Origin of the sequence: Massilia agri (assembly GCF_024753255.1) — a bacterium.
Taxonomy (GTDB): Bacteria; Pseudomonadota; Gammaproteobacteria; order Burkholderiales; family Burkholderiaceae_D; genus Telluria; species Telluria agri.
In genome coordinates this window covers 543166-569034 of record NZ_JANUHA010000001.1, presented here as the reverse complement: position 1 = coordinate 569034, position 25869 = coordinate 543166, and the positions used below count along the sequence as shown (strand labels likewise).

22 protein-coding genes, 2 tRNA genes and 1 pseudogene are annotated in these 25869 nt (G+C 66.4%); 14 read left to right on the top strand and 11 right to left on the bottom strand.

Annotated elements, in window-relative coordinates:
• Positions 1-53: 53 nt before the first annotated feature.
• Entirely contained in the window at positions 54-1709 is a 1656-nt protein-coding gene (locus NX780_RS25185; protein ID WP_307732585.1) for a methyl-accepting chemotaxis protein, read from the bottom strand.
• A 133-nt stretch (positions 1710-1842) separates the two neighbouring features.
• On the opposite strand from NX780_RS25185, the gene NX780_RS02610 reads away from it, so the two are divergent.
• Positions 1843-2664, top strand: coding sequence for an AraC family transcriptional regulator (locus NX780_RS02610; RefSeq protein WP_258826303.1), 822 nt, complete (start codon positions 1843-1845; stop codon positions 2662-2664).
• Positions 2665-2784: 120 nt separating this feature from the next.
• Positions 2785-3102 (top strand): hypothetical protein, encoded by a 318-nt coding sequence (locus NX780_RS02605; RefSeq protein WP_258826302.1) that lies wholly within the window; start codon positions 2785-2787, stop codon positions 3100-3102.
• 73 nt (positions 3103-3175) lie between these two features.
• On the opposite strand, the gene NX780_RS02600 is transcribed toward NX780_RS02605, so the two are convergent.
• Together NX780_RS02600 and NX780_RS02595 are read right to left on the bottom strand one after the other, a co-directional pair.
• Entirely contained in the window at positions 3176-3361 is a 186-nt protein-coding gene (locus NX780_RS02600) for a hypothetical protein (protein WP_258826301.1), read from the bottom strand.
• 134 nt (positions 3362-3495) lie between these two features.
• Positions 3496-4146 (bottom strand): TetR/AcrR family transcriptional regulator, encoded by a 651-nt coding sequence (locus tag NX780_RS02595; RefSeq protein ID WP_258826300.1) that lies wholly within the window; start codon positions 4144-4146, stop codon positions 3496-3498.
• 117 nt (positions 4147-4263) lie between these two features.
• Here NX780_RS02595 and NX780_RS02590 point away from each other — a divergent pair, with 117 nt between their 5' ends.
• From NX780_RS02590 to NX780_RS02545, 10 genes and pseudogenes are all read left to right on the top strand, one after another.
• Positions 4264-5403, top strand: a complete 1140-nt coding sequence (locus tag NX780_RS02590) for an HlyD family secretion protein (RefSeq protein WP_258826299.1) — start codon at positions 4264-4266, stop codon at positions 5401-5403.
• Positions 5404-5412: 9 nt separating this feature from the next.
• Positions 5413-7017, top strand: coding sequence for a DHA2 family efflux MFS transporter permease subunit (locus NX780_RS02585; RefSeq protein ID WP_258826298.1), 1605 nt, complete (start codon positions 5413-5415; stop codon positions 7015-7017).
• 14 nt (positions 7018-7031) lie between these two features.
• Positions 7032-8474 (top strand): efflux transporter outer membrane subunit, encoded by a 1443-nt coding sequence (locus tag NX780_RS02580; RefSeq protein WP_258826297.1) that lies wholly within the window; start codon positions 7032-7034, stop codon positions 8472-8474.
• Positions 8475-8621: 147 nt separating this feature from the next.
• Complete coding sequence (locus NX780_RS02575) at positions 8622-9662, top strand: WD40/YVTN/BNR-like repeat-containing protein (RefSeq protein WP_258826296.1); 1041 nt, start codon at positions 8622-8624, stop codon at positions 9660-9662.
• A gap of 35 nt (positions 9663-9697) precedes the next feature.
• Positions 9698-11398 (top strand): DUF8614 domain-containing protein, encoded by a 1701-nt coding sequence (locus NX780_RS02570; protein ID WP_258826295.1) that lies wholly within the window; start codon positions 9698-9700, stop codon positions 11396-11398.
• 203 nt (positions 11399-11601) lie between these two features.
• Positions 11602-12741, top strand: a complete 1140-nt coding sequence (locus tag NX780_RS02565) for a methyl-accepting chemotaxis protein (RefSeq protein ID WP_258826294.1) — start codon at positions 11602-11604, stop codon at positions 12739-12741.
• Positions 12742-12849: 108 nt separating this feature from the next.
• On the top strand, positions 12850-13536 hold the full coding sequence (locus NX780_RS02560; protein ID WP_258826293.1) for a hypothetical protein: 687 nt from the start codon (positions 12850-12852) through the stop codon (positions 13534-13536).
• A 109-nt stretch (positions 13537-13645) separates the two neighbouring features.
• Positions 13646-14608 (top strand): annotated as a pseudogene (locus NX780_RS02555) (IS1595 family transposase); the annotation flags it as partial.
• Between the two features lie 99 nt (positions 14609-14707).
• Entirely contained in the window at positions 14708-15721 is a 1014-nt protein-coding gene (locus NX780_RS02550; RefSeq protein WP_258826292.1) for a BON domain-containing protein, read from the top strand.
• A gap of 102 nt (positions 15722-15823) precedes the next feature.
• Positions 15824-16639: an HDOD domain-containing protein gene (locus NX780_RS02545; protein ID WP_258826291.1), complete on the top strand. Its 816-nt coding sequence runs from the start codon at positions 15824-15826 to the stop codon at positions 16637-16639.
• Here NX780_RS02545 and NX780_RS02540 read toward each other — a convergent pair whose 3' ends face one another.
• Positions 16640-17599 carry a LysR family transcriptional regulator gene (locus NX780_RS02540; RefSeq protein ID WP_258826290.1) on the bottom strand — a complete coding sequence of 320 codons (960 nt, stop codon included), beginning with the start codon at positions 17597-17599 and terminating at the stop codon, positions 16640-16642.
• Between the two features lie 64 nt (positions 17600-17663).
• On the opposite strand from NX780_RS02540, the gene NX780_RS02535 reads away from it, so the two are divergent.
• Positions 17664-18263 carry a cysteine hydrolase family protein gene (locus tag NX780_RS02535; RefSeq protein ID WP_258826289.1) on the top strand — a complete coding sequence of 200 codons (600 nt, stop codon included), beginning with the start codon at positions 17664-17666 and terminating at the stop codon, positions 18261-18263.
• A 45-nt stretch (positions 18264-18308) separates the two neighbouring features.
• Complete coding sequence (locus tag NX780_RS02530; RefSeq protein ID WP_258826288.1) at positions 18309-19292, top strand: choice-of-anchor A family protein; 984 nt, start codon at positions 18309-18311, stop codon at positions 19290-19292.
• 16 nt (positions 19293-19308) lie between these two features.
• Here the strand turns inward: NX780_RS02530 and NX780_RS02525 are convergent, their stop codons facing one another.
• From NX780_RS02525 to tfpB, 7 genes are all read right to left on the bottom strand, one after another.
• Positions 19309-20472 carry an MFS transporter gene (locus NX780_RS02525; protein WP_258826287.1) on the bottom strand — a complete coding sequence of 388 codons (1164 nt, stop codon included), beginning with the start codon at positions 20470-20472 and terminating at the stop codon, positions 19309-19311.
• A 105-nt stretch (positions 20473-20577) separates the two neighbouring features.
• On the bottom strand, positions 20578-21168 hold the full coding sequence (locus NX780_RS02520; RefSeq protein WP_258826286.1) for an IMPACT family protein: 591 nt from the start codon (positions 21166-21168) through the stop codon (positions 20578-20580).
• 48 nt (positions 21169-21216) lie between these two features.
• On the bottom strand, positions 21217-22866 hold the full coding sequence (locus NX780_RS02515) for a choice-of-anchor I family protein (RefSeq protein ID WP_258826285.1): 1650 nt from the start codon (positions 22864-22866) through the stop codon (positions 21217-21219).
• A gap of 127 nt (positions 22867-22993) precedes the next feature.
• Positions 22994-23069: transfer RNA gene (locus tag NX780_RS02510), tRNA-Lys, on the bottom strand.
• 79 nt (positions 23070-23148) lie between these two features.
• Positions 23149-23664, bottom strand: coding sequence for a hypothetical protein (locus NX780_RS02505; protein ID WP_258826284.1), 516 nt, complete (start codon positions 23662-23664; stop codon positions 23149-23151).
• Positions 23665-23894: 230 nt separating this feature from the next.
• Positions 23895-23970, bottom strand: a tRNA-Lys gene (locus NX780_RS02500).
• Between the two features lie 63 nt (positions 23971-24033).
• On the bottom strand, positions 24034-25848 hold the full coding sequence (gene tfpB / locus NX780_RS02495; protein WP_502572586.1) for a type IV pilus assembly ATPase TfpB: 1815 nt from the start codon (positions 25846-25848) through the stop codon (positions 24034-24036).
• Positions 25849-25869 lie beyond the last annotated feature (21 nt).

Genomic DNA, 25869 nt, shown 5'->3' with positions numbered 1-25869 from the left:
GAAGCGGCGGGGAGCCGGCGCGAAATGCATGGCGCCGGCGCGAGTTGCAGGGGTCAGGCCGCCGACCAGGCCAGCTGGCCAGGCGCAACGCGGCTGGCCGCGGGCCGGATAGCGGCGGTGCGTGTCGTCGGCTGCTCGGTTTCTTCACCCGTCTTGAACACGCTGACGCGCCGGGCCAGGCTGGCTGCGCTTTCCTCGAGCGACTGGGCCGCGCTGGCCGCTTCTTCGACCAGGGCCGCATTCTGCTGGGTGACCTGGTCCATCTGGCTGATGGCCTGGTGGATCTGTTCGATACCGGCGCTCTGTTCGCTGCTGGCCGCCGTGATCTCTCCCATGATGTCGGCCACCCTGCGCACGCTCTGCACGATTTCTTGCATGGTGGCGCCGGCCTGGCTCACCAGGTGGGTGCCGCTGTCGACCTTGTCGACCGAGTCGGTGATCAATGCCTTGATTTCCTTGGCCGCGCTGGCCGAGCGCTGCGCCAGGTTGCGCACTTCGGAGGCGACCACGGCGAAGCCGCGGCCCTGTTCGCCGGCCCGGGCCGCCTCGACGGCGGCGTTCAGCGCCAGGATATTGGTCTGGAACGCGATGCCGTCGATGACGGCGATGATGTCGACGATCTTGCGCGCCGACTCATTGATGGCGCCCATGGTGTCCACGACCTCGGCGACGACGGCGCCGCCGCGGGTAGCGACATCCGATGCCGTCGCCGCCAGGCCGTTGGCCTGGCGCGCATTGTCGGCGTTCTGGCGTACCGTCGTGGTGAGTTCCTCGACCGAGGCCGCGGTTTCTTCGATCGAGCTGGCCTGCTGCTCGGTACGCGAGGACAGGTCCATATTGCCCATGGCGATCTGGCTCGAGGCGGTGGCGATGATCTCGCTGCCGCTGCGTACCTCGCCCACGATGCCGGCCAGGCTGGACGTCATGTCGCGCAGGGCAGCCAGCAGCTGGCCGAACTCGTTGTTCGAATCAACCGTGATGCGGGTCCCGAGGTCGCCGCCGGCCACCCGGCGCGCCGCCTCCACCGCCACGTCGAGCGGACGGGTGATGGCGCGCACCAGATAGACCGTGGCGCCCACCGCCAGCAGCACGGCGAGCAGGATCGCCCCGATGCTGAGCATGTTCAGGAAGTGAAGGCGCTCATGCAGTTCTTCGCCGCGACGTGCGTCGCGGGTGCTCATGAAATCCTGCATGCTTGCGTAAGCCTGCTGGCCTTTCAGGTAGGTCGGGTTGATCTGGCGGATCAGCAGCGACTGCGCGAGATCCCAGTTGCCCTCCTCGAGTGCGCGGGATGCTTTGCCGATCAGGTCGATTCCGAAGCCCTCGCTGGCGCTTTCCCAGCGCGCGAGCGCTTCCTTCGTCTCCGGACGTTGGAGGGAGGCCAGCAGGGTGTCGTACTCCTTTTTCAGCGCCTCGGTGTTGGCGTTGATGCTGTTGAAATGGTTCGCCAGCGGATGGTCGTGCATCACCGCATATTTGCTTTCGGGGTTGTGCTGGAGGGCTTGCAGGAGCTGGCTACGATTGGTTTCCATCCGGTAGGCGATGGTCGCCAGCTCCGTTTGCTGTTTGGCGCCGCGCAGGGCGAGATTCTCGAGCAGGTCCACGGATTGCTGGGTCGCATAATAACCAAGGCCGCCGACCGCAACGGTCACGACGATGAGGGCGCTGGTGACCGACGTGATGATGTGTTTGATACGGAAGTTCTTCATTGTCTCAAAGGGCAAAAGAAAAGCGGCGGGATGCCGTTAAGGATCGGTATTCTCTACCCAAATTCGATAAATTTCCATGCGGCAACTATGCATATCGTCCAGATAAGATTGCAAAACGTCGATATTTGATTAAATGGACAAACTGTCACAGCTCCTGGGCCGCCATGCGTTTCACGCCCGGGTTTTCTTCAATGGTGACTTCTGCGACGCCAACCGTTTCCGTCAGAACGGGATGTCCGGCCACCTTCACCTGGTGCGGCGCGGACCGGTTGAGTTCGTGCATGAGGACGGCGAGCTGATCCGGGCGAACGAGCCCTCGCTGGTCTTTTATCCGCGCGGCATGAGCCATCTCTTGCGCATCCCTGCCGGGCACAGCGCTTCGCTGCTGTGCGCCGACATCGTGTTCGAAGAAGGGGTAGCCAACCCGCTTGCGCGCCTGCTGCCCGATTGCATGCACATGCCCCTGTCCGAAACCCCCGGTCTCGGGGCGACGCTGGAGATGCTGTTCGGCGAAGCGGCGGCAGAGGCGCCCGGGCGCGAGCTGGTGCTGGACCGCCTGTGCGACGTGCTGCTCGTGCAGCTCATGCGACGCGAGTTCGACAGCGGGCGTCTCTCCCCCGGGCTGCTCGCCGGGCTGGCTGACCGGCAGCTGTCACTGGCGCTGGCCGCGATCCACGAACGCCCGCAGGAACCGTGGACCCTGCAGTCGCTCGCCACCGTCGCCTGCATGTCGCGCGCGGCCTTCGCCGAACATTTCCGGAATGTCGTCGGGGTGCCACCCGGCGAGTACCTCAGCCGTTGGCGCATTGCCCTGGGTGGCCGTCTGCTTCGGCAAGGCATGCCGGTCAAGCTGGTGAGTGCGCAGACGGGTTTCACCAGTCCTTCCACGTTCACGCGCGCCTTCACCACCCGGATGGGGACGTCGCCGCGCGGATGGCTCAAGCAGGCAGCGTGAGCGGAGGGTGCGCCGTTTCAATCGTGCCGGGGTTGCCACGATCGTATTGACGCTATGATGGGGGCGTGTGGCGGCAAGCCACTTTGCCGCCGGTCGCGTGTCAAGCCCGAGGAGATCGTTATGTACGAACACGGCAATGAATACATCGGGACGGTATTCGTCCTGCCCGAAACGCGCTGCTTTGAACTGAAGACCACCGTTCACGGCGCGCCGGCCATCGTCCACGGCACGATTTCCCAGCAACTGGCGGCCCGCTTCGCCGATGGTGCGCCCGATGCGATCGATCCGCGCCAGGTGGCCGCCCAGCCGCGCCGCGTGGAGGTCATGACCCGCGAGATCCACGAACGCCACCGCGCGCCGCGCAAGGTCTATTGCCTGACCCGGCTGTTCGATTTCGAGACGCAGGCCCAGGCGGACCCAGCGCCGGCCCTGGCCTAGTCGCGGGCGAAAAAAATGCCGCCCGGCTTGCGCGGGGCGGCAGTTCTGCTTGTTCGTTCAGCGGGGCAGCTGCTCAGCTGAAGGCAATGAAGCGCTCGGGGATATCGATGGTCCCCGCCTGTGCGGCGGCGGCATAGGCGCGCATGTCGGCAACGACCGCTTCCAGCTGTTCGTTGTTCGGGTTCTGGAGGAAACCTTTCATGCGTTCCTGCAGGGCGGCCTGCTGGTCGCGCCATTCGTATCGGGAAGACTTGCTCATGCTTCCTCCTCGCGGCGAACTGCCGCTGTCGTTTTTTTGTTCATGACATCCTCCTTTGGTAAGGATGTCAGATTGACATAACAATGCGCTCCCGGTCGGTGCGATGACGCACAGACCACTTTTTGACCATCTGGTCAAAGAATGCTGTGATAAAAAAGCTCTAGACGATCGGCAAGTAAGCGGCGGGCTTCCTCATGGCTCGGCTGGCGTTGCGGAAACAGGAAACGCATGACCGGGTCGCCATTGATGCAGGCGATCAGGTGCGAGGGGAGCAGGGCCACCGGCACGTCGGGACGCAGCTGGGCGCGGATGTCGGGCCGGGCAAAGTAGCGCTCCAGCATTTCGCGGGTGGCGCGCGGGCCGGCTTCATAGAAGGCCTCGGCCAGTTCCGGGTTGCTGCCGGCCTCGGCGATCACCACGCGCTGCAAGGCCATCGCATCCGGTTCGCACAACATGTCGTAGAAATAGCCGGCGAACTCGCCGATAACCTCGCGCAGCGGACGCTGGTCGACGTCCATTTTCCCGACCGGGAAAAAGCGCTCGCGGCGCGCCGCCAGCACGGCCTTCAGCAGGCCGGCCTTGCCGCCGAACTTCACATAAATGGTGCGCACCGCGACCCGCGCCTCGCGCGCGATCGCTTCCAGGCTCACGCCGGTATAGCCGTGCTTCAGGAAGAGACAGCCGGCGACGTCGATCAGTTCGCGGGTGCGCGCTTCGACCTCGGAGGCCTTGGGGCGGCCGGCCGACTTCAGGGGCGGATTGGACTCGGGAAGGTCTTTACTCATGAGGGGTAGAGTAATGCACCTAAAAATGAAATGCAACCGTTTCATTTCTTGACTTCGCCTGCGGCTTGCCGAATAATGCGATTGACCCATTTCATTTTTCTTCGGAGTTTGACCGTCATGGCAGAATCGCACACCCCGGCCGCGCAGCCGCCAGCCCAGCAAGCGCCAGCACCCGCTGCACCCGGCAAGACGCCACCCAACAAGCGCGTGCTCGGCGTGGTGGCGGTGATCGCCCTCGTCGCCCTGGGGGCGGGCGGCCGCATGTGGTACCGCAGCCATCACTATGTGGAGACCGAGAACGCCTACGTGACCGGCCGCGTGCACCCGGTCTCGAGCCGCGTGGCCGGCGTCGTCACCCGCGTGCTGGTGGACGACAACCAGATGGTCAAGGCCGGCGACGTGATCGCCGAGCTGGACCCGGCCGACCACAGCGTGCGCGTCGAGCAGATCGAGGCGCAGATCGCCAGCGTCCGGCAGCAGATGGCGCAGGCCGACGCGCAGATCGCGCAGGTGAAGGCCCAGGCCGCCGCCGCCGGCGCCCAGGTGAAGCAGGCCGAAGCCCAGCTGGTGCGCGCGCGCCAGGATGCCGAACGCTTCGGCCAGCTGTACAACGACACCATGAAGGCAGTCTCGAAGGCCGAGGTGGATGCGTCCAGCGCCGCCCGTGCCTCGGCCCAGGCCGACGTGGCCGCGCGCCGCGACAGCGCAGCCGCCGCCCAGGCGCAGGTGCTGGCCGCCAGCGCCGGCCGCGACGTGCTCGGGGCCCAGGTCAAGGTGCTGCAGGCGCAGCTGAAGGACGCGCAGCAGCAGCTGGGCTACAACCGCATCGTCGCGCCGGTCTCCGGGCGCATCGGCAAGCGCAGCGTCGAAGTCGGCGCGCGTGTGCAGCCGGGCCAGCAGATGCTGGCCGTGGTCGAGGACGATGTCTGGGTGACCGCCAACTTCAAGGAAACCCAGCTGGCCGGCCTCGAGCCGGGCCAGGAAGTGGAGCTTGCCGTCGACGCGCTGCCGGGCAAGCACCTGGTCGGCCGCGTGCACAGCTTCTCGCCGGCCTCGGGCAACCAGTTCGCCCTGCTGCCGGCCGATAATGCGACCGGCAACTTCACCAAGATCGTCCAGCGCGTGCCGGTCAAGATCGTGCTCGACCCGCGGGACGTGAAGAAGTACGCCGGCCGCCTGGTGCCGGGCATGTCGGTGGTGGCCGAGGTCGCGCTTGGCCAGAAGAGCGCGCACACCCAGACCGCCAGCGCCCGCTAAGGAATCGCGATGACCAGCCTTAGCAAGGCAGCCGTGCCCGCCGCCGTGCCGGGCGCGCCGGCCAACGGCGCCCACATCGATGCGCGCACCTGGATGGCGGTAGCCGCAGGCATGCTGGGCGCCTTCATGGCGGTGCTCGACATCCAGATCACCAACTCCTCGCTGCGCGACATCCTGGGCACGCTGTCGGCCACCCAGGAAGAGGGCTCGTGGATCTCGACCGCCTACCTGTGCGCGGAGATCGTCGTGATCCCGATGACGGCGCTGTTCACCCGCGCCTTCGGCGCCCGTCTCTACATGATCGGGACCACCGTCCTGTTCCTGCTCTTCTCGACCCTGTGCGGCGCGGCCTGGAACCTGGAAAGCATGATCGTGTTCCGCATGCTGCAAGGCTTTACCGGCGGCGCCCTGATCCCGATGGCCCTGACGCTGGTGGTGACCCGGCTGCCGGCATCCAGGCGCGCGGCCGGCATGGCGATCTTCGGCCTCACGGCCACGCTCGCCCCGGCCATGGGCCCGACCCTGGGCGGCTACCTGTCCGAACTCTACGGCTGGCCCTCGATCTTCTACATCAACTGGGTGCCGGGCGTGCTCCTGGTTGCCGGCATGGTGTACGGCCTGGACAAGGAAAAGCCGAATTTCAACGCGCTGTTGAAGGCGGACTGGCTCGGCATCGGCCTGATGGCGATGGGCCTGGCCTGCCTCACCATCTTCCTGGAAGAGGGCAATTCGAAGGACTGGTTCGAATCCTCCTTCATCGTCACCTTCGCCTCGCTGTCCCTGGTCGGCATCCTGGGCTGGGTGGCGGTGAGCTTCTCGCGCCCCGACCCCTTCGTGAACCTGCGCCTCTACGGGCAGCGCAACTTCCTGGTCGCGACCGTGCTGTCGGCCGTGATCGGCATGGGGCTGTATGGTTCGTCGTTCCTGCTGCCGCTCTACCTGGGCCAGATCGCGGGCTACACGCCGATGCAGATCGGTGAAGTGATCGCCTGGGTCGGCCTGCCGCAGTTGTTCGTGATGCCCTTTGCCGCCGCGCTGTCCTCGAAAGTCGACAACCGCATCCTGTGCTCCTTCGGGCTGCTGCTGTTCGGCGGCTCCTGCCTGATGAACGCCTTCATGGACGCCACCACCGGCTACGACCAGCTGATGTGGACGCAGGTGATCCGCGCGATCGGCCAGCCCTTCGTGATGCTGACCCTGTCGAACTTCGCGATGCAGGGACTGCCGCCGCAGGACATGCCCTCGGCCTCGAGCCTGTTCAACATGACCCGCAACCTGGGCGGTTCGATCGGCATCGCGCTGCTGGCCACCAGCCTCACCAACCGCGAGCACTTCCACTCGGCGATGCTGGGCGAATCCGTGTCGCACTTCGCCCCGGCGACCCAGCAGCGCCTGGATGCGCTGACCCAGGGTTTCATTGCCAATGGCATGGATCCGGCGACGGCCGCGAGCCAGGCCCTGGCCGTGGTCGACCGCCTGGTGCGGCGCGAGTCCTATGTGATGGCCTACAACGACGGCTTCTGGATCATCGGCATCGTGCTGATCGCCTGCATCGCGGCGATCTGGCTGGCCGACAAGGTGAAGTCCCCGAGCGGCGCCTCCGGCGCGCATTGAAAGAGAGAATAGACATGCTGAAGAATACTGTACTGATCGCGGCCCTTGGCGCGGCGCTTGCCGGCTGCACCACCATCGGCCCCGACTTCAAGGCGCCGGCCACCGCAGCCGATGCATCCTGGCGCCACGCGGCAGCGACCGACGAGGCGGCGCGCCTGCCGGCCCGGTGGTGGACCGTGTTCGGCGACGCCACCCTCGACGACCTGGAGGGCCGCGCCCTGCGCGACAATCCGGGCGTGAAGGCGGCCGCGCAGCGCCTGCTGCAGGCCCAGGCCCAGCTGGGCGTGGTGCGCGCCGGCCAACTGCCGAGCGTCGCGGTGAGCGCGGGCGTGTCGAACTCGCGCACCTCCGCCGAAACCTCGCAGGGCATCGCGCTCGGTGGCCGCTCGATCGAGGGCAACAATTTCAGCGTCGGGGCCTCGCTCTCGTATGAGCTCGACCTGTGGGGCCGCGTGCGCCGCGTGGTCGAAGCGGCCGATGCCCAGGCCCTGGCGGCCCAGGACGATCGCGATGGCGTGATCCTGCTGCTGTCCAGCCAGGTGGCCTCGAACTACTGGCAGCTGCGCGGCCTGGACGCCGAGCTGTCCATCCTGCGCGGCGCGCTCGACGCCCGCCGCGAAGCCCAGGACCTGGTCGAGGCGCGCTTCAAGGCCGGCCTGTCCAATGAGCTGGACGTCTCGCGCGCCCGCATCGAACGCGCCAATGCCGAAGCCGACCTGCACGAGGTGCAGCGCCAGCGCAACGCGGTCGAGCACGCGCTCGCGACCCTGGTAGGCGCTTCCCCGAGTGCGCCGCTGCTCGCGAGTGCGGCGGGCGCGCGGCTGCCGCAGCCCCCTGGCATCCCGGTCGGCCTGCCGGCCAGCCTGGTGGGACAGCGTCCGGACCTGGCCGCCAGTGTCGCCCAGCTGAAGGCCGCCAACGCCCAGGTGGGCGTGGCCGAAGGCGCCTTCTATCCTTCGCTCTCGCTGACCTCGAACTTCGGCTACGCCTCCGAGCACCTGCGCGACCTCGCCAGCGGCGGCGCGCGCCAGTTCTCCTTCGGTCCGCTGGCCCTGTCGCTTCCGGTCTTCGACGGCGGCCGCAACCGCGCCAACCTGGCGCTGTCGAAAGCGCGTTACGAAGAAGCGGTGGCCAACCACCAGGCGCGCCTCCTGACCGCGCTGCGCGAAGTCGAGGATGCGCTGTCGGACGTGCAGCAGCGCCGGCAGCAGGGCGAGGTGCAGGCGCAGTCGCAGCAGGCCGCGGCGCGCGCCCTGCAGGTGGCGCAGGCCAGGTACGAGCGCGGCGTGTCGACCTACCTCGACGTCACCGACGCCCAGCGCAATGCGCTGGCGGCCGACCGTGCGGCGGCGCAGATCGCAACAGGGCGCCTGCTGGCCACCGTCGCCGTGGCGCGCGCCCTCGGCGGCGGCTGGGAGCAGGGCGAGCCGCTGGCCACCATCGCAAAAGCACCGTAGGGTGGGCGGTCCTCCGCCCACGCGTTCAACGCTCGCATGAAATGATGCGGCGCGGTTGTTCACCGGCTGGTTGAACGCGCGGTCGGCAAAGCCGACCACCCTACGAGATACAATGGGCGAACACTCAACCATACGAGGATCCGTCCCATGTCCCTGCCTGCACGTGCCCTGATCACCGCCGCCCTCCTGGTTTCCAACGCGGCCCTTGCCCAATCCTGGCAAGCCATCCCGAGCGGCACGGTTGCCGAACTGCGCGGCCTGTCCGTCGTCAGCGACAAGGTGGCCTGGGCCAGCGGCGCCAAGGGCACGGTCCTGCGCACGGTCGACGGCCAGCAATGGCAGGCCATGCAGGTGCCGGACGCGGACAAGATCGACTTCCGCGACATCCAGGCCTTCGACGCGAAGACTGCCATCGTGATGGGGGCCGGGCCCGGCGCGGCCTCGCGCATCTACCGCACGGTCGATGGCGGGGCGACGTGGAAGCTGGTCACCACGAACCAGGTGCTTGATGGCTTCTGGGACGCGATGGCCTTCTGGGACAAGGACAACGGCATCCTGTTCGGCGACCCGGTCAAGGGCAGCTTCCAGGTCTACACGACGGCCGACGGCGGCCTCACCTGGCAGGAAGTCGCAGCCAGGGGCATCGAAGCGATGCCGAACGAGGGCGCTTTTGCCGCCAGCGGCACCTGCCTCACCGTGGCCGGCTCAAACGACGCCTGGATCGCCACGGGCGGCAGCGCCAGCGCGCGCGTTTTCCATTCCTCTGATCGCGGCAAGACCTGGCGCGCGAGCTCGACGCCAATTCCCGCCGGTGCGCCCGCACGCGGCGTGTTCTCGGTCGCCTTCCTGAACAGCAAGGAGGGTTTCGCCGCAGGCGGCGACTACAAGGAAACCCGCATGGCCGGCATCAACGGCGCCTACACGGCGGACGGCGGCGCGAGCTGGACGCCGGTCGAGGTGGCCCCGGCCGGCTATATGTCGGTGGTGGTGCCGGTGCCGGGCGCACCGCGCGCCTTCGTCGCCGCCGGCCTGGCCGGTTCGGGCTATTCGACGAACGGCGGCCGCAACTGGGTCGAACTCGACAGGACGCCGATGAACACGGTCGGCTTCGCCAGCCCCACGCAAGGATGGGCGGTGGGCCCGAAGGGGCTGCTGATGAAATATACCGGACCGTCGCTGAACAAATAATAGAATCGCCGGACAATAACACCCAAGGAGACACCATGAAGAAACTGCTCGCTCCCCTCGTGCTGTTTGTGGCCGTCAGTGCCGCTTATGCCGAACCCGCCACCGTCGCCCAGCTCGACGCCATGGCCAAGCGCTTCGCGCCGGCCGAACTGAAGGCCGACACTTCCAGGCTGTCCAAAGGCGACCGCGCCGCCATCGCCAAGCTGATCGAAGCGGCGAAGATCGTCGACACCCTGCAGCTGCGCCAGCGCTGGTCCGGCAACGAGGCCCTGTGGGCGGCCCTGCAGAAGGACCAGACGCCATTGGGACGCGCGCGCCTGAACGCGTTCTGGCTGAACAAGGGGCCCTGGTCCTCGCTCGACGACAACCGTTCCTTCATGCCCGCCGAATATGCCGGCATCAAGATCCCGGCCAAGAAGCCGGAAGGCGCCAACTTCTACCCGGAGAATGCGAGCAAGGCCGCGCTGGAGAGCTGGATGAACGGCTTGCCCGCCGCGCAGAAGGCCGATGCCCAATGGTTCTTCACCGTGATCCGCACCGGGCCGGACGGAAAATTCAAGACCGTGAAGTACTCGGACGAATACCGCGCCGACCTGGAAAAACTGGCCAGGCTGCTGCGCGAAGCGGCCGCCGCCACCGACAACGCCTCGCTCAAGAAATTCCTGCTACTCCGCGCCGACGCTTTCCTGTCGAACGACTACCTGGCCTCGGACTTCGCCTGGATGGACCTGGATTCGCCGGTCGACATCACCATCGGCCCCTACGAGACCTATAACGACGAGCTGTTCGGCTACAAGGCCGCTTTCGAAGCGTACGTGAGCATCCGCGACCAGAAGGAGACGCAGAAGCTGGCCTTCTTCGGCAAGCACCTGCAGGAACTCGAGGACAACCTCCCGCTCGATAAACAGTACCGCAATCCGAAGGTCGGTGCGATCGCCCCGATGGTCGTGGTCAACGAAGTCTACGGCGCCGGCGACGGCAATATGGGCGTGCAGACCGCCGCCTACAACCTGCCCAATGACGAGCGCGTGATCCGCGAGCGCGGCTCCAAGCGCGTGATGCTCAAGAACGTGCAGGAAGCGAAGTTCGAATCGACCCTGAAGCCGATCTCGAAGCTGGTGCTGCGCGCCGAGGACCAGAAGGACCTCGACTTCGATTCCTTCTTCACCCACATCCTGGCGCACGAGATCATGCACGGCCTCGGCCCGCACCACACGAAAAAGGATGGCAAGGAATCGACCCCGCGCCAGGACCTGAAGGACACCTATTCCACCATCGAGGAAGCCAAGGCCGACATCACCGGCCTGTGGGCGCTCGGCTACATGATGGACAAGGGCCTGCTGAAGGACACGCTGGGGCAGGGCGTGCAAGCCGAACGCAAGCTGTACAACACCTTCCTGGCGTCGAGCTTCCGCACGCTGCACTTCGGCCTGACCTCCTCGCACGCGCGCGGCATGGCGATCCAGATGAACTACCTGCTGGACAAGGGCGGTTTTATCGCCAATGGCGACGGCACGTTCTCGGTCGACTTCAAGAAGATCAAACAGGCCGTCATCGATCTCGACCGCGAATTCCTCACCATCGAAGCGACCGGCGACTATGCGCGTGCCAAGGCCATGATGACGAAATACGTGGTGATCCGTCCGGAAGTGCAAAAGGCGCTCGACCGCCTGAAGTCCTCGGTGCCGAACGACATTCGTCCGTCCTTCGTGACGGCGGCGGCGCTGACGAAATAGCAAGAGAATGCGCGGGACCCGGGCGGCTGCGGCCGCCCGCATGGCAACGACGCAACACTTGGGCTGCTTTTTACTTAACTTAAACTGAAGGCCCCGTCAATCCATACAGCGCCATGTTATAGTGAGTGCATTGCCTGAGGGAAAGTATTGGCGCGCACGGCGTGCCAATACCGCCGTCCCACGGTGCTGACAGATACCACGACATGACGACGAAGCCCACCTCGATTGGCGCGCGGCTGGCCATCGGCTACGGCGCCTTCCTCCTCCTGATCATTGCCTTGAGCGCCCTCGCCATCGTGCGCGTGGGCCAGATCGGCAGCCTGCTCGACGGAGCCGAAGGCGTGGCCCGCGCCAAGCAGCGCCACGCCACGGAGATGCGCGGCAGCGTGCGCGAGCGCGCCACCGCCCTGCGCGACGTGGTGCTGGCGGCGGACGCCGCCGCCGCGGCCGGCCCCATCAGCCGCATCACGACCCTGAGCGACAACTACGCACGCGCCGCTTCGCCGCTGGACGCCCTGTTCCACGAACTGCCCGACGTCCAGCCCGAGGAAAGGAAGGCGCTGGCCGCGATCAAGGAACAGGAGCGCCGCGCACGTCCGCTGCTCGAGCGCGTCATCGCCCTGCATGCGCAGGGCAGCCCGCACGAAGCCGCCACCCTGCTGACCCAGCAGGCCGGCCCCGCCTTCGCCGACTGGATGGCCAGCCTCACCCGTTTCATCGAAGTCGAGGACAAGCTCGCCGGCGACGGCATGGGTGCGGCGCGTGGACTGGCCTCGAGCTTCGCCGGCTGGATGTCGGCGCTGTGCCTGGCCGCGCTGGCGGCGACGGTGCCCGGCGCCTGGTTCGTCGCCCGGGGCCTGGCGCGCAAGGCGCAGGAATCCGAGGCGCCTGCAACGGTGGCGCCAGGTCTTGCGCCACCCCCGCCGAAGAATGCGGACGACATCGTCGGCGCCATCGACGGCATCGCCTTCCAGGCCAATATCCTGGCCCTCGATGCCGCGGTGGAAGCGGTCAGGAACGGCGCCCACGAGGGTGGCGCGGCCGAGGAGGCGCGGGCGCTGGCGCAGCGCGCCGCATCCGTCGCCCGCGACATCCGCCAGCTGCTTGCCAGTCCGGCCGCCCAGCAGGAAGAGGCGAGCTCCATTGGTGCGATCGCCGATGCCGCAGCCAGGGTCACGGCGGTGATGTCGGCCATCGTCCCCGGCGCCGAACTGCTCGAGACGGCGCGCCGCGAGACGGCGCTGCTGCGTGCGGCATCGGCCGCCACCGCCCTCGAACAGGGTGCGCAGCGCCTGGCGCGCGCACTGGATGCGCCGGCCGCCAGCGCCGGTGTATCGGGCTGATTTGACAAGTTTGCTCTTCTTAACACAGAGCAATATTTTCCTCAAAGCAGGGCTTGATATGGGGCTAGAATTGCCGATAGGCATTCTATCGTCCCCGAAAGCACCACCATGCTCAAGCCTCTCCTGCTTGCCGCCCTCTGTGCGGCCCCGGCCCTGCAAGCCGCGGAACTGACGGCGCTGGAACAGCGCTGGCTCAAGGCCGCCGGCCCCGTGCTGGCCTATTCCCAGCAGCTCAAGCTTCCCCTCGACATCACGGTCCAACCGCAACCCCGTCCCAACGACGTGCCGCTGGCCATGGGTTTCGACAATGGCCGCTGCAAACTGGTCATGTCCCTGCGTAACAACCCGGATGCGGAAACCGTGCTGGCCGGCGTGCCCGAGTCCGAGCAGGGCGCCCTGATCGCGGCGATGGCGGCGCACGAGATCGCCCATTGCTGGCGCCGTGTGCAAGGCGCCTGGCACGAACTGCCGGCCGGCTTCGTCGAGGTGAACGAGGAAAGCGCAAGCGACGCATCGCTGCTGGCGGCCTCGAAAGCCATGCGCGAGACGCGCCGCGAGGAAGGCTTTGCGGATCTCGCCGCCCTGGCCTGGACCATGCAAAGCAATCCGGACGAGTATGCGCGCGTCTACCGCTGGCTGGCCGGCCTGCGCGACAAGGTCGCCGTGCCGCGCAGTAGCCATGACACCCGCGCCTGGGTCAAGCTGGCGGGTGACGGCGCCCGTTTCGGCAAGTCCGGTGCGCCGTTCGAGGATGCCGATGGCCTCTGGCGCGAAGGCTTGCTGGACGGTCAGTAAGCGCTGCTTGCGCCGCACCATACGGTTTTCCAAGGCGCTGTCACCGTCAGATGTAGAAATTGAACTGTTGAGCTGAGCGGATGTCCAAGCTGGACCGTCAGGAGGGATCATGCGCTCGCCAGGCTTTGTCCGCTTGCTTCGGCAAGTACCCATGCTCAACAGGCAGCAACGTTCACAGTTGCTGGCAGCACTGCGGCCAGCCATCGGACTGGACAGCGTATGCGAAACGATCGAGCAGGCAAGGCCGGCGCCGCTGTCTTGCCCGGACTGCGGCGCCAGCCGCCACTACCGGCATGGCGTGAACCGCGGCTTGCAACGCTATCGCTGCCGGGCCTGCAACCGAACTTTCAACGTCTTGAGCGGCACCCCGCTGGCGCGCCTGCGCCACCGGGAAAAGTGGCTCGACTTTTCAAAGGAGATGCTCGACTCGCGCAGCGTGCGGGCGGCCGCGAACAGTAGCGGTACATCGCAACACCAGCTTTCGATGGCGCCATCGCTTCCTCGGCGGCATCCGGCATGACCAGCCCGAGCGCCTGACGGGCATCGCTGAAGCCGACGAATTGTTCCTGCTCGAATCACAGAAGGGTTCACGCAAGCTGGACAGGCCCGCCCGCAAACGCGGCGGGGTCGCACACCGTCGGGGAATTTCGCGTGAACACGATTGCATCCTCGTCGCACGCGACCGCGGCGGCCAAACGTGCTCCTTCGTCACCGGCCGGGCTGCCGTCACCGCCAGGCAGCTGCACCGGCATCTGCTTCCTGTGCTCGACCCGGACGTCCTTTTGGTGACGGACGGACACCCCGCCTACCAGACTTTCGCCAGGCAAGCGCGGATTGCGCATGCCTTCGTCAAGCTGCGCCTGGGCGAGCGTGTGCGCGGCGCCGTGCACGTGCAAAACGTGAACGCCTACCACCAGCGTCTGCGCAGCTGGCTGGCGCGCTTTCACGGCGTGGCCTCGCGCTACCTGCCGAACTACCTCGGCTGGCGCTGGGCGCTGGATGGGGAACGGATCGCGTCACCTGAGCGTCTCCTGAGAGCGGCGGTCGGGATTTTCCACACCTGATAGTGACAGCGCCTTTTCCAAAGCAGCGTACGTTGTCGCACAGATGTTCCTTGCCGTGGGGCGTTTAATGGACGCCATCACAACAACCGAGCACAAGGGACATCGACATGAACAAGCTCATCGCAACGCTGCTGGCCTCGGTGGCCGGCGCCACCATCGCGGCAGCGCCTGCTGCCGCCCAGGGCAAGACCGACAGCGCCGGCTATCGCACGGCGATGCAGAAGATCGAGGCCGACCACAAGGCGGCCAAGCAGAAGTGCGACGCGCTCAAGGATGAAGACGTGTGCGAAGAGCAGGCCGATGCCGCCCGCGCCCGCGCCGAACTGGCCGCCGTCACGAAATACGACAACACCCCGTCCAATCTCGAAGCCGCGCGCCGCAAGCTGGCCGATGCCGAATACGAGCTGGCCGAAGAGAAGTGCGACATGCTGAAGGGCAACGAGAAGGACAGCTGCCAGAACAATGCCAAGTCGGTGCGCACCGCCGCGCTGGCCGATGCCAAGGCCGGCCGCGACAGCACCGCCAGCACCACCGGCGGCAGCGGCTCGACCGCCGCGACCGCGGGCAGCGCCGGCCTGATCGCCAGCACCGACACCAAGGACCCGGTAAAGGCCGCCGCAGTGCAGAAGTGCGAAGACAAGGGCAGCAAGACCGCCTGCCTGGTCGAGAACAAAGGTACTGCCGACACGGCCCTCGAGCGCGCCGGCGAGAAGACCCGCGCCGCCGCCGTGGCCGCCGTCGACAAGACCAGGCAGGCGGCCAGCAACGTGGCCGATAAGACCCGCGAAATGACCGGCGCCGCCACCGCCCGCACCGAGCGTGCCGCGGAGAATGTCGGCGACAAGACCCGCGACACCGCCTCGAACGCCGCCGACAAGACCGAGCGCGCCGGCAGCAGGACCGCAAGCGCGCTGTCGGATACCGCCATCACCGCCAAGGTCAAGGCCGGCCTGGCCGCCGAGCCGGACCTGAGCGCACTGGCGATCAAGGTCGAGACCGAGAAAGGCGTCGTGATGCTGAGCGGCTTCGTCGAATCGAAGGCCGAGGCGGAACGCGCCGAGAAACTGGCCAAGGGCGTCGACGGCGTGACCAGCGTGAAGAGCAACATCAAGGTCAAGTAAGCCGCGCCGTATCGATCCAGGAGCCCGCATGCAGGCGCATGCGGGCTTTTTGCCGTGCGCGCGGCGCCGTGCTCATCAATTGGCCAAGGGTATAATTCTCGCGTGAACAAACTGGAAGCCTTTGGCTACATTACCGCCCAGGCGGCGCGCGGGGAAATCAGCTTCCCCACCAGCGTGAACGCCGTGCTGCGCCTGCAGATGGCGCTCGACGATCCCGATTGCCATGTGGACGAGGCGATCCGCCTGGTGCTGTCCGAACCGCAGCTGGCGGCGCGCACCGTGGCGCTGGCCAATACCGCGGCCTTCGGCAGCGCCGGCGGGCAGGTGAGCAATGTGCGCGCGGCCGTGCTGCGCATCGGCTACCGGCGCCTGCGCGGCCTGGTCGCGGCCCTGATGGTGCGCCAGTTCGGCCACCGCCTCGGCGACCGGGTGCTGCGCGCCAAGGCCGAGCAGCTCTGGACCCACAGCGCCCAGGTGGCCGCGCTGGCCCAGGCGCTGGCGCGCCACGTCACCCGCGTCGATCCCGACACCGCCCTGTTCGCCGGCATCGTGCACGAGGTCGGCGGCTTCTACCTGCTCTCGCGCGCCGACGAATTCCCCGGCCTGCTCGAGGACGACCCCGAGAACTGGGGCGCCCTGTGCGAGGACGTGGTGAGCGTGGAAGTCATGCGCAAGCTGGCCATCCCGCCGGACGTGATGGAGGCCATCGGCGCCCTGCGCGACGGCGTGCCGAACGCCGAGCCGCACACCCTGCTCGACACCCTGCTGCTGGCGAACCGCCTGGCGCCGGTGGGCTCTCCGCTGGGCGATGCGTCGGTGGCAAGCGGCGCGCTGCCTTTCGACGAGGCGACCCTGCAGCGATTGCGCGCCGAGGCCGAGGAAACCGCGCACGCGCTGGGCGACGCCGCCCTGGTCTGACTAATCCCAGGCGACGATGCCGGCCTGGCCGGCCGGCGTTGCCGCCGCAAGGCGACGGTCGCGCAGCGCGCGTACGACGGCGCGCACGCCCGGCCTGCGCATCTGCGCGGGCAGGGCGGCAATCGCAAACCGGCGCCGCGCCAGCGCGGGCTCCGGCAAGGGCAGGGGCAGGATGCGCACGTCGCGCGGCTCCGGGAAAATCGACAGGCGCGGCAGGATCGCATAACCCATTCCCCGGCCTACCATGGCGGCGATGCTGGTGTCGTTGGCCAGCGTCCGGCTGGGCGCCAGATCGAGGCCCGCGGCGCGGCAGCGCGCCAGCATCCCCGCGGCGCCGCTGCAGGCCAGGCCGATGAGCGGGAGCGTGTCGCCCGCCGGCCAGCTGCCGGGCTGCGGCGCCAGCGAGGTCGGCAGCACCAGCACGTAGTCGTCATGCAGGTAGGGGCGGGAAGCCAGGCCGGGCGCCAGCGGCAACTGGGCGATGCCGATATCGGCCAGGCCTTCGCGCAAGGCATGCTCGATGCCCTGCCGTTCCTCGATGCTGTCGTCGATCTCGACGCGCAGCGCCGGGTGGCTGCGGGCGAGGACTTCGAGCACATGGGGCAGCAGGTGGGTGCCGACGCTGCGGAAGCAGGCGATGCGCACGGTCGCATCCAGCGCTTCGGCGCCGCGCGCCGCCTCGACCAGGCCGGCCTCCAGGCGCAGCATCTGGTGCGCCTTGGCCAGCACGCGCCGCCCGGCCTCGGTCGGTAGCGAACCGCCCGGCCCGCGCGCAAGCAGCGTCGCGCCCAATTCTCCCTCCAGTTCGGCGATGGCATGGCTGATGCGCGACTGCGTGCATCCGAGCTCGGCCGCAGCGGCGCTGAAACCGCCATGCTCGGCGACCGCGACCAGCATCTTCAGTTGATTCAGCTTCATGCCATCGAAATCCTTCATGTCGAGCCGGCCATTATCTGCCATTTCGGTAGCCGCATGCGGGCCGCCGGCGCAAGATGGCGGCTCCCATCCACCACCGGACACCGCCATGCAAGCATTGCCATCCAACGCCGCCCTGGTCAGCATCGACGTGCAGCAAGCCTTCGACGACCCCGCCTGGGGCCAACGCAACAACCCCGATGCCGAACGCCACATCGCCGCACTGCTGGCGGCCTGGCGCAGGAGCGGCCGCCCGGTCTTCCACATCCAGCACCGCTCGGCGGCGGCCAGCGGACGCTTCCAGCCGGGCACGCCGGGCTACGCCCACAAGCCCGAGGCGGCGCCGCTGCCGGGCGAACCCGTCATCGTCAAGAGCGTCAACAGCGCCTTCATCGGCACCGACCTGGAAGCGCGCCTGCGCGCGGCCGGCATCGACACGCTCGTGATCGTCGGCTTGACTACCGACCACTGCGTGTCGACGACGACGCGCATGGCAGGCAACCTCGGCTTTGCCACCTTCATCGTGGCCGATGCGACGGCCACCTTCGAACGCACGGGGCCGGACGGACGGCAATTCAGCGCCGAACTGATGCACGATGCCGCTTTGGCAAGCTTGCACGGTGAATTTGCAACAGTCGTGTGGGCGGAATCCTTGATGAGCGGGCTAAATGCTATCCCAAAAGAAACAGCTAAAGGGCAGAAAGCATGAGAGAGTGATACTATTGAGAATCTAATATTTCTCTATGGAACCATCATGCGGCTATCGATCCTGGCGCTTGCGGCGATCCTGGCAACGGGCACGGCACAGGCCGGCGTCATCGACCTGGGCAGCATGATGGGCAATGCCAACATCTACACGATCAGGAATTTTTCCGCGACGTCGAGCGATGTGGAAGGGACGGTGGTGGCGGGCGGGAACGTGAACATCAGTTCCTACTCGATCAACGCCGCCCCGAACGCGAACGCCAGGAACGAGTATGCGCTGGTTGCCGGGGGCAACGTCAACCTGAAAGGCGGTTCGATCGACAACGGCAAGATGTATGCGGGGGGCAGTGTTGACCTGCAATGGGCGGCGCAGCCCCAGCGCAGCAGCGAGAACCCGATCGACTTCGTCGCGGCCGCGGCCTATTACCAGGCGCTCTCGAACGACCTGTCCAAGGTGCAGAGCACCGGCACGGTCGGCACGCTGTGGGGCGGCTCGGTAGTCACCGGCAGCGGCTTGGGCGGCGTGGACGTGTTCAATGTCTCGGCAGACATCTTCCGTACCTCGCACACCTGGAACCTGGAAAAACTGGTCAAGGGCCAGACCCTGATCTTCAACATCAGCGGCGCCAACGCCACCTTCAACGATGGCGGCGTCAGCTTCGAACCGTTGAAAGACTACAATGTGCTGTTCAATTTTCCGGACGCCGTGTCCCTGAATGTGAAGGGCATCATTGGCAGCGTACTCGCGCCGAACGCGACAGTGGACGCCAACTGGGGCGTGATCAACGGCCAGGTCATCGTCGATACCTGGAACTCCACCATCCAGGTCAATTCCAACCACTACTTCACGCCGGTCAACCTGGCAGGTTTCCGCGATGCACCGCCGGTTGTGATCCCGGACGATCCGGTCATCGTGGCGCCGGATCCGGCCGACGTGCCGGAACCGGGCACGCTGGCGCTGATGTTCGCCGGCGTCGGCATGGCGATGGCGGCGCGCCGCGTGCGCCGCCTGCCGGTCCAGGCCTGCGCCTGAGCTCTTCTTTCCTGCCTCAAGCGGCGGCGCGCGCCGCTACCCGGCCCTGCGCCAGCATGGCCAGCGCCAGCAGCACGCCGCTGAAGGCGAGCCCTGCCGCCACCCACTGCGGTGACGCATAGGAATAGCCCAGCGTCAGCGGAATCCCGCCCAGGAAGGCGCCCAGGGCATTGCCGATATTGAAGCCCGACTGTCCCAGCGAGGAACCCAGCATCTCCGCTTCGCGCGAGTGCGCGATGAGGAGCACCTGGATCGGCGGGCCCAGCGCCAGAGCATTCGCGCCGGTGGCGAAGGCCAGCACCAGCATGGCCGGCTCCGACGCCGCGAACAGGCCATTGCACAGCAGCAGGGTCGTCATGCTCAGCAACAGGATCAGGATCGCCTGCAGCGGCGCCACCCGGTCGGCCAGCCGGCCCCCGAGATGCACGCCCACCGTCATGCCGATCCCCACCACCGTCATCACCATCGGGATGCGCGCCGGCGCGATGTGGGTGATGTCGGTCAGCAGCGGCGCGATATAGCTGAAGAAGGCGAAGAAGCCGCCGGTGCCGATCGAGGTGATGGCCAGGGCCAGCCACAGCGCGCCATGGCGGAAGATGCGCAGGTCCTGCATGAGTCCGGTGCGCGCCTTGGCCGCAATCGGCGGCACCAGGCGGTGCAGGGCGAACATGGTGACGAGGCCAATGCTTGCTACCACGAGGAAGACGGCGCGCCAGCTCAGGTTATGGCCGAGCCAGGTGCCGGCCGGCACGCCGATCACATTGGCGACCGTCAGGCCGGTGAACATGGTGGCGAGCGCGGCCGCCACCTTGCCTTCGTCGGCCAGGCGCGCGGCGACCACGGCGCCGACGCCGAAGAAGGCGCCGTGCGGCAGGCCGGCCATGAAGCGCGACAGCATCATGAGTTCGTAGTTCGGAGAAAACGCCGACATCGCATTGAAGATGGTGAACATCAGCATGAACCAGACCAGCACGCTGCGCGGCGGGCGGTGCGCCATCAGGCTCACCAGGGTCGGCGCGCCCACCACGACGCCGAGCGCATAGGCGGTGATCAGGTGGCCGGCCTGGGGAATGCTGATCTGCAGGCCGCCGGCGATGTCGGGGAGGATGCCCATGATGACGAATTCGGTCATGCCGATGCCGAAGCCGCCGAGGGCGAGGGGGACGAGGCTTTTCTTCAAGGTGCGCTAACGATAAGGGGGAACCGGCCATTATCACCCCCGGGGACGGGTGTGTCCGCTTTCGTGTCGTGATGGCAGGTATAGCGCGGGGAAATGAAATACAGGCTATTCGATGCCGGGCCAGGCGATGCGGCCGTGGCCGGCGTTGTCCAGCCTGGTGCGCAGCGGCGCGGCGTCCGGCACGGGCAGGCTGAAGTCGAATTGCACCTCGTCGCCGTGACGCACTTCGTCGAGGCGGGCGCCGGCGGCGTCGAGTTCGCGCCGCACCATGCCTTCCAGCGCATACGGCGCCGTGCAGCGCAGGTGCTGCAGCTTGATGATGGGAATCTTCTGGGCCTGCAGCAGGGCTTGCGCCACGCTGTCCGTGTAGGCGCGCACGAGTCCGCCCGCACCGAGCTTGACGCCGCCGAAGTAGCGCACCACGGTCGCCAGCACGCCTTCCAGGTCCTGGTGGCGCAGCACGTCGAGCATGGGGCGGCCCGCCGTGCCGCTCGGTTCGCCATCGTCGACGGCCGCCGACTGGCCGCCCGCCAGCAGGGCCCAGCAGACGTGCGCCGCGCCGGGGTGTTCCGCACGCAGGCTTGCGACGAGCTGCTGGGCGCCGGCCCGGTCCGGCATGGGCTGGACACAGGCGATGAAGCGGCTCTTCTTGATGATGAGTTCGAAGTGGACGGGGGAGGCGATGGTTTGTGGCATGGCGCCGATTATCGGCGGCGCCAGCCCCATTTGCCAACTGCCGGCGAATCAATAGGCGAGATTGATCTGCAGGACGGCCGTGGTGCCGCTGACTTCGTTGCCGACGATGAGGAGCGGCTTGCCGTTCGGCGATTTGTCTGCCGGGATCAGAGCCAGGCCTTCCGGACCCGAGTCACCGCCCGTGCCGGTGCGGGTATTCAGGTAGGTGACGTAGCTGGCGGCCGAGGGCTTGCTGACGTCGTAGACCATCACGCCGCCCACGCGTTCGAGGCCGATGAAGGCATAGGTCTTCTTGCCGAAGCGGCCGACCACCACGCCTTCCGGCTCCGGACCCTTGGAGGCGCTGCGGGCGTCGAGCTCGTTGTTGTCGTTGCTGGCGTTGAAGCGCACGTTGGCGAGCGCCTGGGTGTTCTTCTCGAACTCGTCGCCGGAATCGTAGACGCGGTTCAGGTTCGTATCCCAGATCGAGAAGGAGCGCGCGCCGAAGGCATACAGCTCCGTGCATTGGCCGGCCGCGTTCTTGCCGGCGCTGCCGCCGTTCGGCGTGGTCGTGATGCGCAGGCGGCCCAGGTTCGAGTCCAGGATCAGGTTGGCGGCGTCGCCGAAGACGGCCGGGTCGAGGCCGGCGCTGCAGTGAGTGCGCACTCGCGTCTCTTCGTTGAAGCCCGGCCAGTCGGCGCGCGCGTCGCCCTCGTTGGCGGTGATCAGGTAGGTGGCGCCGTCGACGGTGAAGCGGGCGATGGCGTCCGGCAGGTACAAGCCTTTCACCGGCTGGGGAGCGATCCTGATGGCCGGGCTGCCGCTGTTGGTGTTGGTGCCGCCGTCCTCGTCCGAGGCATCCATGCCCATGCCGGCCACGTTGTGGTTCTTGGTGCCCAGCGGCTTGATGGCCGTGACCTTGGCGGCGGCGACGTCGACGATGGCGACGGCATTGTTTTCCTGCAGCGTGACGTAGGCAGTGCGGCCGTCCTCGCTCACGGCGATGTATTCGGGCTCGAAGTCCTGGGCGGCGCCGGCGCCGGGGCCATAGATGCGGATGCCTTGCGCGCGCAGCGCGGCTTCCTGGCCGTTGAAGGCGCGGAAGTCGGCGGTGGCGACTGACGGGGTGCCGCCACGGTTGACGGTGATGACGCTGATGGAGCCTTCCGGATCGACGGAGCCGGCCTGGCCGTAGCTGTTCGGCTCGCCTTCGTTGGCGACCAGCACGGTGCGGCCGTCCGGGGTGAAGGTCAGCATGTCGGGCAGGGCGCCGACCTTGACGCTGTTGACGAGCTTGAGGTCGGCGGCATTGTAGAAGGCGACCGTGCCGGGGCTGGTCTTGGGATCCGCCTCGATGGCCAGCGCGACCAGGCCGTCGTGGATGGCGACGCTGTTGACGGCCTTGCCCAGGCTGCTGACCTTGATGGTGCCGACCAGTTTCGGGGTGCTTGGGGCGGCCAGGTCGAGGACGTCGACGGTGCCGTTGGCGCCGTTGACCACGAACAGGCGTTTGCTGGCCGCATCATAGGCCGTGATCTCCGCCGCGCCGGCCGCGCCGCCGTTGTAGCCGCCGATCTTTTCCATGCTCAGGGTGCGGGGCGTCAGCTCCTCTTCGTCATCGTCGCTGCCGCCGCAGGCGGTCAGCAGGGTGGCGGCAAGGACGGCTGCGCTCATCAGGCGCAGGGGCGAGGGCGGTGCGGAGAAATCGAAGAACGGCATGGTCGGGTTCCAGGGTTGAAAACCCGACAGCTTAGGTTGCGTTAATGACAGCGATATGACGTGGAAAACGCGGCGGAAAACAAAAAAGCCGTCACGATTTCTCATGACGGCTTCCTTGCTGAATCTTTGGTAGGCCGTGCTGGGCTCGAACCAGCGACCAACGGATTAAAAGTCCGCTGCTCTACCAACTGAGCTAACGACCCGAAGAAGCCAAGATTATAGCGGGAGTCTTGCGAATTTCCAAGAACTTCCTGCGCGATCGTGTAGAAGCGTGGTGAAACGTCAGGTCTCGACGTGCTTGTCTTCCTCCTGTGCCTGCTGCATCGCCTCCGGTTCGAGCTTCTCGGCTTCGACATTCATGCGCACGAACAGGCCCCAGCTGGCAAGCAGGATGCCGGCGGCGACGCCGATGGAGGCAACCTGCGGCAGTTTTTCCGGATCGGTATGCAGGAACTGGAAGACGCCGACCAGGCATTCCACTCCCAGCGACACCACCACCACGAGCAGGAAACGTGACAGGAAGCGGCGCAGGCGAGTAGGCGAGCTCACGTGCACTTCGCGCTGGACCTCTTCTTCCAGCACGGTCTGGCCCAGTTCGAAGGCTGCCACGGAGATGGTCAGCAGGCCGACGCATTCCAGGATGAGCTGGAATTGCTCTTGCACCGATTGGTAGCCGGTGCCGAACAAGGCCGACCATATCTCCATGCCGGCAAGGACGATCAGGCCGAAGCCACAGACGAAGAAGAGCAGGGCGATGAAGATGAAGCCGAGCGAGCTGATTTTTTGCAGGTATTTCACCGGATGCCTCGTGTGAGAAGTTCGATGACTGTAACACCCTCTACGCGCTTCCTTCTGTGCGGCAAGGTACGGCCACTTCTATTCTGCCGGAGATCCGCTGAGAGGTCTTGGTAGATCCCTGATGTCACCAATACGATGATCGATCAGTGGCTAAGCGCCATTGCACCAAAAGCACAAAACAAAAACGGCGCCATGATCGCTCATGACGCCGTTTCTGCTGCAACTAATTCTGGTAGGCCGTGCTGGGCTCGAACCAGCGACCAACGGATTAAAAGTCCGCTGCTCTACCAACTGAGCTAACGACCCGAAAGAGGCAGCATTATAGCCGGCCGATTGGGTTTGCGCTAGTGCTACCTGAACAATTCGCGATCAGACCAGCGCAGCGGTGACCTTCAGCACCTCGTCAGCCGTCGTCACCCCCTCGACAACCTTCATCGCACCGGCGATCCGCAATGGCTTCATGCCATCCGCCACGCTCTGCTGGCGCAGTTTCTGAATGTCGCCGGATTCGCGCACGATGTGCGCAAACCCTTCGCTCACGGTCAGCAGCTCGTAAATGCCGGTACGGCCCCGGTACCCCGTCTGCCGGCACTCCGGGCAGCCGATCGGCCGGTACACGGTCGCCGGCTTCGGGATATTCCATGCGCCGCCGATGCTCTGCCACACCTCATCGCTCAGCTCTCCGCCCGGCGCTTTGCAGTCAGGGCAGAGCGTACGCACCAGGCGCTGGGCCATGACGCCGATCAGGGTCGCTTCCAGCAGATAATCCGGCACCCCCAGCTCGATCAAGCGCACGACCGCCGATGGCGCGTCGTTCGTGTGCAAGGTCGAAAACACCAGGTGCCCGGTCAGCGCAGCCTGGATCGCCATTTCCGCCGTGGGCAGATCGCGAATCTCACCCACCATGATGATGTCCGGGTCCTGCCGCATCAGCGCGCGCACGCCATCGGCAAACGACAAATCGATCCCCGGCTGCACCTGCATCTGGTTGAACGAGGCCTCGACCATCTCGATCGGGTCTTCCACGGTGCAGACATTCACTTCGCTGGTCGCCAGCGCTTTCAGTGTTGTATACAGCGTCGTCGTCTTGCCCGAGCCCGTGGGGCCGGTGACGAGAATGATCCCGTGCGGCCGATTGGTCAGCGCATCCCAGCGCGCCGCATCGTCCGGCGGAAAGCCCAGCTCCGGCAGCGTCTTCACGACCACTTCCGGGTCAAAAATACGCATGACGAGCTTTTCGCCAAACGCGGTCGGCAGCGTCGACAGGCGCAACTCCACTTCCTGTCCGCCCGCGGTCCGCGTCTTGATGCGCCCGTCCTGCGGCCGGCGCTTCTCGATCACGTCCATCCGGCCGAGCAGCTTGATGCGCGCCGTCATGGCAATCATGACGACCGCCGGCACCTGGTACACCTGATGCAGCACGCCGTCGATGCGGAAGCGGATCACCGCGAATTCGCGTTTCGGTTCCAGGTGAATATCCGAAGCGCGCTGCTCGAAGGCATACCCCCACAACCAGTCGACAATGTTGACGATGTGCTGGTCATTCGCATCGAACTGCTTGTTCGCCTTGCCCAGTTCGACCAGTTGTTCGAAGTTGTTCCGCATCGCCAGGTCTTGCCCGGTATTGCGGTTGGCATCGCGGATCGATTTGGCCAGGCTGAAGAACTGCGAAATGTATTGGGCGATATCGAGCGGATTGGCCAGCACCAGTTCGATCTTGCGGCGCGAGATCTTGGCGATCTCCGCTTCCCATTCGGTATTCGCCGGGTCGGCCGTTGCGACGACCAGCGTCGAGGCGCTCATTTCCACCGGCAGGATGTTGAAGCGCGCCGCGTAGCTGGCCGACATCACGTCCGCCACCTTGGTGAAATCGATCTTCAGCGGATCGATGCGGATGAAGGGCAGGCCGACCTTGGTTGCGCACCATTCGGTCAGTATGTCCAGGGTCAGCAAACGATGCGGTGGCTGGGCGGAGACCAGCTTGCACTGTGCCACGGCCGTCAGCGGATGCATCGAGCCCGCAGCATTTTTCAGGATTCCCTGGGCTTGCGCGAACTGGGCCTTGACGTTTTCCTTGGTGACGATGCCGTCGGCCAGCAGCCACGAAAAAATGGACTGCAGGTCGAGCGCGCGCAGGCGAGGGGCCTTGACGGTGGTGGCGGGTGGGACGGCATGCGTGTTCACGTTCAGCTCCCGGTGGGAAAG